This window comes from Polaribacter sp. BAL334 (genome assembly GCF_015767435.1).
Taxonomy (GTDB): Bacteria; Bacteroidota; Bacteroidia; order Flavobacteriales; family Flavobacteriaceae; genus Polaribacter.
The window spans coordinates 1-618 of sequence record NZ_JADWOV010000186.1; the positions used below are offsets into that span (position 1 = coordinate 1).

General features: G+C 35.0%; 1 protein-coding gene. It reads left to right on the plus strand.

Annotated features, from left to right (window positions below):
- Nucleotides 1-7 precede the first annotated feature (7 nt).
- Nucleotides 8-618, plus strand: a 611-nt coding sequence (locus IU405_RS00975) for a Na+/H+ antiporter NhaC family protein (protein WP_231749438.1), incomplete at its 3' end; no start/stop codon positions are given.

The window sequence follows — 618 nt, forward strand, 5'->3', positions numbered from 1 at the left end:
GTATAATATGATTGTGCCACTTTTGGTGATGGTTTTTATGATGCCAATTAATTTGATGTATACAGGTTGGAATGCAGTAAAAGAATCTTCTTCTTTTTTAAATCATGCATCACAAGCAATTGGTGAAGGTTCTGGTTCATCATCGGTTTTATATGCAGTAATTGCTTCAATTTTAGTAGCGATTGTAATGTATATGATTCAAGGAATTTTAAACCCAAAAGAAGCCATTAACTTAACGTTAAAAGGAATTAGCGAGTTAATGCCATTGGCTTTGTTGATGTTATTAGCCTTCGCAATTGGAGACGCTTGCAAAGAACTAGAAACTGGAGTTTATGTTGCGAATGTTACCAAAAGTTGGTTGTCAGTTGAATTATTACCTGCTGTTGTTTTTTTAATCAGTTCGTTTATTGCTTTTTCCACAGGAACTTCTTGGGGTACTTTTGCCATAATGTTGGCAATTTCAATTCCTATGGCAACTATTCATGGAGCTGATATTACCATTGTTGTTGCGGCTACTTTAGGAGGTGGAATTTTTGGAGATCATTCTTCGCCAATTTCAGATACATCAATTATTTCGTCAATGGCATCAGCAAGTGACCATATTGATCATGTAAAAAC